This window comes from Chitinolyticbacter albus (genome assembly GCF_024437655.1).
In the GTDB taxonomy this organism is placed as follows: Bacteria; Pseudomonadota; Gammaproteobacteria; order Burkholderiales; family Chitinibacteraceae; genus Chitinolyticbacter; species Chitinolyticbacter albus.
Genome location: NZ_JANBVF010000022.1, coordinates 106,740 through 112,868, shown reverse-complemented (window position 1 = coordinate 112,868; position 6,129 = coordinate 106,740). Strand labels below are relative to the sequence as shown.

Below are 6,129 nucleotides of genomic sequence, written 5' to 3'. Positions count from 1 at the left end.
TTCGAGAAGGTGGTGGAAACGCTGAACGTGCCGCGCGATCTGAGCCGTGCGCCGGTGTTCCAGGTGATGTTCACCTTGCAGAACACCGGGTTGCCCGAGTTCGTGCTGCCGGGTGTAACGGTAGAGATGCTGCCGCTGCAGGCCGCGTCGGCCAAGTTCGAGCTGACACTGGAAATGTCACCGTCGCTTGGCAACGGCTACCACGCGCGCTGGGAGTTCAACCGCGACCTGTTCGACGCCGCCACTATCGAGCGGCTCGCCGTGGCGTTCGAAACCCTGCTGTCTGGAGCGAGTCGCGCTCCGGACACGCGCATCTGCAAGTTGCCATTGCTGACCGAGGCAAATCTGCAGCAATTGCTGCACGACTGGAATGACACATTGCAGCCGTATGACGAGGAAATGTGTCTGCATACGCTGTTCGAGCATCAGGTGGAACGCACGCCCGATGCTGTCGCCTTGGTCTGCGGCGCCGAAACGCTCAGCTACCGGGCCTTGAACGCGCGTGCAGAACAGTTGGCACGGCGCTTGCGCCAGCACGGCGTCGGCCCTGAGCGCTGCGTGGGGATCTGCCTCGCGCGTTCGGCCGACCTTGTCGCAGCGCTGCTGGGTACCTTGAAGGCCGGTGGCGTCTATGTGCCAATGGATCCAGCCTATCCACGCGAACGCCTGCTTTACATGCTGGACGATGCGGCGTGTCAGGTCGTGGTCACCACCCAGGGCAATGCCGCCTTGTTCGCCGGGCAGGCCGTGCCGATGCTGTTGCTCGACGCCGACACGCCTAAAGTCACGGATGAGGTCGCCGCCGCGTCGCCATGTGCCAGCAACACCGCCTACGTCATCTATACCTCGGGCTCGACGGGGCAGCCCAAGGGCGTGCAGATCGCCCATCGTTCCGTGGTGAACTTCCTGACTTCGATGGCCGCCCAGCCTGGCCTGAACGCTACCGATACCCTGCTGGCCGTCACTTCCGTTTCCTTTGATATCGCGGCGCTGGAGCTGTTCCTGCCCCTGGTCCAGGGAGCAAGGCTGGTACTGGCCGAGCAGGCGGACACCACGGACGGGCATCGGCTGCTGGCGCTGGCACAGCAGCATGGCGCCACGGTCATCCAGGCCACGCCTTCCACGTATTGGCTGATGCTGGCCTCGGCCTGGCCCGCGGCGTGGGCGCCAAAGGCGCTGTGTGGCGGCGAAGCCCTGCCAGCGGCCCTGATCCAGGCTCTGCTGCCTCGCGTATCGTCGCTCTGGAACATGTATGGCCCTACCGAAACGACGATCTGGTCGAGCACGCGTCGCGTAAATGCCGTTTCCACGTCGATCGGCCGGCCGATTGCCAACACCGTGCTGCGTATCCTCGACGACAGCGGTCAGCCCTGCCCGATCGGCGTTGCCGGCGAGCTCTACATCGGCGGCGACGGTGTCGCCACGGGCTATCTGAATCGGCCAGGGCTGACTGCAGAGCGTTTCGTTGCCGATCCGTGGGGCAAGGCTGGCGCGCGTCTGTATCGCACCGGGGATCAGGTTCGCTGGCTGGCCGATGGCGAAATTGAGTATCTGGGCCGGCTGGATCACCAAGTCAAGGTGCGCGGTTTTCGCATCGAACTGGGTGAGATCGAGAACCGGTTGACCGAGCACCCGCAGGTCGATCAGGCCGTTGCCATCGTGCGTGAGGAGGTGCCCGGCGAGCGTCGCATCGTTGCCTATTACATTGCGCACGAGGAGCTTGCCACGGCAGCGCTGCGCGGCCATCTGGCGGGCTCGCTGCCCGACTACATGGTACCGGGCGCATTCCAGCGACTGGCGCAATGGCCGCTGACACCGAACGGCAAGGTGGATCGCAAGGCGCTGACCGGCCTCGCCGTACAGGTGGAGCCGCGCCATTACCTTGCGCCGCAAAGCAAGACCGAGCACCTCATTGCCGGCTTGTGGCAAAGCATGCTCGGCCTAGAGCGCGTCGGACTGGCAGACAATTTCTTCGAGCTGGGAGGCCATTCGCTGCTCGCAGCGCAACTGGTGGACCGACTGCGCCGCGAGCATGGGCTGAAGCTGACACTGAAAGACCTGTTCGAAACCGGCTCGTTGGGGGCGCTGGCAGAGCGTGCCCAGAATGGCACTCCGGATTCGACCAGCCTTGCCGTCACACTCAGGCATGGCACTGCTCAGCACATCTTCCTGGTGCATGCGATCGGTGGCAGTGCCGCAGCCTACCTTGCGCTGGCCCAGGCGATACCGACCAACTGCAGCATCGTGGCCTTCCAGTCCGCGGGACTCGAGAGTGATGCGGCACCGCAAGACCATGTTGCGGATATGGCGGAACGCTACATCGAGGAGATGCTCGCCATTCAGCCGGCCGGCCCCTACCGCCTTGGCGGCTGGTCCATGGGCGGCCTCGTCGCCTTTGAAATGGCGTGCCAATTGGAAGCACGCGGTCATTCGGTCGAATCGCTGGTGCTGCTCGATACCCTGCCACCGGGGACGGGTGCCGTTGAAAGCCCGTCGTCATGGCCACTTGGCGACTACCTGGCCGATATCGCCAGCATCAGTGGCCTGCCACTTCCGCTTGACGCCGATGCAATCGCCAGCCTGCAAACGAACCCCGGTCGCGACGAGATCGCCATCGCGGCCGCACGCCAGGCGGGCCTGCTGCCCGATACGCTGCGCGACACATTGCTTGCCCGCCGGCTGGCCGTTTTCGAGGCCAACCAGCGCGCCATGCTGCGCTATCGCCCAACGCATCGTTTCGGCGGCGACCTCACCGTGCTGCATGCCGCCACATCAGTCGCCACCCAGGTTGACGGCTGGCGAACACGGATCGCGGGAAGCCTGACCACGGCGACCGTGCCGGGCAACCACTACAGCATGTTGCTGGCCGCCGGCCCGATGCTCCACCTTGCCACTGCCGAGCACCCCGCCGGGGTGGCGCAGCTTCTTACAACACCAACAACCAATATCTAGAACTGGAGAAACCCCACATGAAGCCCATTGCCGAGTTCGACAATTTCGCCAACTTGGACATCCGCATCGGCCGTATCGTGGCCGTCGAGGATGCCGCAACCAAGAAGCCCACTTACCGCCTGCGCATCGACTTCGGCGATGAAGTCGGCATCAAGGTGTCGTGCGGCGCATTCCGCAATTACTCACGCGAGGAACTGATCGGTAAGCAGATCGTGGGCGTCGTCAATTTCGGCGCGAAGAAGATGGGTCCGGAAGTCTCGGAAGCGCTGGTACTGGGCGTACCCGGCGCGCAGGGGGAAACCATATTGCTGACTCCAAACAGCGCGGTTTCGCTTGGCGTGACGGTGTTTTGAATAGCGCCCTGCCCGACACACACCGAACCTTGCGAGGATCTGCAATGAATATCGCCCAAAGTCTGTTTACTGATTCAAGCTTCAGCGACGCACCGACGCTGCTTCCCCCGCTCAACGTGGCTCGTAGCCAAATGGATGGCTGGCCCGAATCCCCGTGGGGCGAAATGTGGAGCCGTAGTCTGGGCGCCGCGATCATCTGCGTGGCCACCACGCCAACCGCCATGCTGGTGGCGGCGGCCAGCATAGATCGCAAGGTCGCGCTGTTTTCCGAAACCGGCGAACTGCAATGGAAACACACGCTGGACAGCGAGGCCTGGGCTGTCGCCATCTCGGCGGACGAATCGCGCGTGGCGGTAGGCACGGCGACCAAGCAACCCTCGTCCGGGGCCATTCTGGTCTTTGACCGAGCTGGCAACGAATTGTGGCGCGTGCAGCTCGATGCTCCGGTATGGAGCGTGGCGCTGTCCGACGACGGCAAACGGCTGGTGGCTGGCTGCTGGAACAATCAGGTCTACGTGTTCCAGGAAACCGATGGTCGATTCCAGGAATTCGCGCGGGCCCGCGTGGGCGAAGCCGGCGTCTATGGTGTCTCGATGTCCGCCAGTGGCGACCGCATTCTGGCCGCGGCGTACGACAGCTCGGTCACCTTGTTCGACGGCAACATGAACGTTGTGGCTGAGCATGCATGTGATACCGGCGCTTACCACACGGCATTGTCACGGGATGGCGCCTGGGGCGTGATCGGCTTGCGCGATGGCCGTGCGATGTTCCTGAACCCGCGGCAGAATCAACCCGCGCGGTACACCGAAGTCATCTCCCAGCGCCCAATCTGCGGGGCTGCCGTTTCATCGCGCGGCACCGCCGCGTTGGGGTCGTTCGACGGCCGCGCCTATGTCGTCAACAGTGAAGGCCGGCTGCTATGGTCGGTGGATGCCGGCGGCGAGGTCTGGGCCACCGCGATGTCGTCCGATGGCTCGCTGCTGATCATCGGATCGGGCGACGGAACCTTGCGCGTGGTGCGCAACTACATCAACGATGCCGCCATGAATGCGCTGCTGGCGCTGGAAAACCGCGTTGCCAGCGCAGGCACCCAACTCAAGGCGCTGGAGTGTGCCCGCCAGGCCGTCGATGCCTTTCGCCGCCACGGCCTTATCGAGTACGCGGTACAACGGCTGCAAGGCTGGGCCGAGCTGATCGGGCAGCAAGCCTGCCACGAGCTGGCACGGCAGTTGTTGGTGGACGATACCGCAGCCTTCCCGCATCACCATCAGAGCCACTATCTGCTGGCGCAAATATTCGAAGCCCAAAAGGCTTGGCGGCAAGCCGCCTGGCATTATGTCTGGGCCAGTCAGGAGGAAGGACTGAAGCTGGAGAGCCTGACGTGTGCCGGAGAAGCGTTCTCGAAGGCCGGGCTGGAATTTGCAGCCAAATCGTCGTTCCGCCGCGCGCGCGAGCAACAAGTGACTGGAGAGGCCAAGCGCGCGCTCTATAGCATGGGTCGGGCCTTCGAGGACAACGGCAAGTTGGCCGAAGCCCGCAAGTACTACGAAGTGGTGTTCACCTTCAGCCCCAACTATCGGGACGTATTCACTCGGCTGGAACAGCTAGACCGGGCCGAGGCGCGCCAGGGCGAAGTGCTGGAACCGCTGGAAAACATCGACTGGTATGACAGCTTGCTGCTGGGCCTGCTCGGGCCGGACGTGCCACGCATGGCCGAGGTGGACACCTCGCTGCACCCGATCCTGCGCGCGCGCTCGAAGGAGCTGGCTGTCACCGCCGAAGACCGGCGGCGCATTCTGGATGTGATCGCCGAGCATGCGCTGGAAAACCCCACGCGTCAGGGCGATCCGGGGCTGGATTACAACGAAGCGGTCTATATGCGTTACGACGCCTCGGTGCCGGAGGATGAAGCAAAGAAATCGCTCGAGCTGATTCATGTGCTCGATTGCATCAAGCGCTACGGCCCTTTCAAGCGCAGTCTGGATATCGGCGCTGCCACCGGCCGCTACCCATCGTTGCTGACCAGCCTTGGCATTGAAGCCTTCGGCGTGGATATCGAACCCGAAGCGGTTGCCTTTGCCCGCAAAAAATTCGGCGCCGCGAGCTACCCCGATTTTCGCGTCGGCGATGCGCGTGCGCTGCCGTTCGATGACAACAGCTTCAATCTGATCACCTGCATGATGGGTACTGCCGCGCACATCCCGACAGGCGACATGGAAAAGGTATTCGGCGAAATTCATCGCTGTCTGAGCCCGGGCGGCGCCTTCATCATGTCGACCTGGGATGTCGAGTGCCCCTACCTGACTTATCTGTCCATCTATTCGCACGCGCAAAAGGAAGCCATGCGCCGCAATTCGCCCACGCGCGATGAAGTCCAGGCCATCGCAACCAGGCAGGGCCTGGTCGTGGAAGAATTGCGCCCCATCGGCCTCATGCCGGAGGCCATCAGCTACGAACTCGATCTGCAGCAGTTCGGCCCGAACCGGATCCGGCATCTGGTCGATGTCGATTTGGCGTTCCGCGCCCTTTTCCCGACCATGCATGGCCAGATGTATCTGCTTTTAGTACGCAAACCGTAAATCGATCAAGCGAGGAATTCCCATGAGTAATGCAGAGCAAGACAGCCGCACGTGGCAAGTGGTCATGAACGACGAGCTGCAATATTCGATCTGGCTCGCGGACCAGCCTATCCCGTCGGGGTGGCAAATCGCCGGTCCCCAAGGCAGCCGCGACGAGTGCCTCTCCCTTATCAAGGAGGTATGGACAGACATGCGCCCGGCAAGCGTGCGCTGATTCGCGCATCGGCGCGGCGTCACGATGTTTA

The 6,129-nt window shown here is 63.1% G+C and carries 4 protein-coding genes; all 4 read left to right on the top strand.

What is annotated here, in order from left to right; genetic code table 11:
• A partial coding sequence (locus NLI84_RS13940; RefSeq protein WP_255991099.1) for a non-ribosomal peptide synthetase occupies positions 1-2,952 on the top strand: 2,952 nt, incomplete at its 5' end.
• Between the two features lie 17 nt (positions 2,953-2,969).
• Positions 2,970-3,305: a hypothetical protein gene (locus NLI84_RS13935; RefSeq protein WP_255991098.1), complete on the top strand. Its 336-nt coding sequence runs from the start codon at positions 2,970-2,972 to the stop codon at positions 3,303-3,305.
• Between the two features lie 44 nt (positions 3,306-3,349).
• A complete protein-coding gene (locus NLI84_RS13930; RefSeq protein WP_255991097.1) occupies positions 3,350-5,884 on the top strand; it encodes a methyltransferase domain-containing protein in 2,535 nt (844 codons plus the stop codon).
• A 22-nt stretch (positions 5,885-5,906) separates the two neighbouring features.
• Positions 5,907-6,098 carry an MbtH family protein gene (locus NLI84_RS13925; protein ID WP_255991096.1) on the top strand — a complete coding sequence of 64 codons (192 nt, stop codon included), beginning with the start codon at positions 5,907-5,909 and terminating at the stop codon, positions 6,096-6,098.
• Positions 6,099-6,129: the final 31 nt, after the last annotated feature.